We start from the raw sequence: 234 nt of genomic DNA on the forward strand, positions 1-234 counted from the left end.
GGAAGAGAAAGCAAACGCGATTGCCTTAGTAGCGGCGAGCGAAACGGCAGGAGGGCAAACCGAGAAGTTTACTTCTCGGGGTTGTAGGACTGCGACATGGGACTTTAAAAGGATAGAAGAATTACCTGGGAAGGTAAGCCAAAGAGAGTAATAGCCTCGTATTTAAAATTCTTTTGAGCCCTAGCAGTATCCTGAGTACGGCGAGACACGCGAAATCTCGTCGGAATCTGGGAG

General features: G+C 48.7%; 1 rRNA gene. It reads left to right on the plus strand.

Annotated features, from left to right (window positions below):
- Positions 1-234 (plus strand): 23S ribosomal RNA (locus tag G9F48_RS19590); the annotation flags it as partial.

The organism is Bacillus sp. EKM420B (assembly GCF_011065565.1).
Taxonomy (GTDB): Bacteria; Bacillota; Bacilli; order Bacillales; family Bacillaceae; genus Bacillus; species Bacillus velezensis.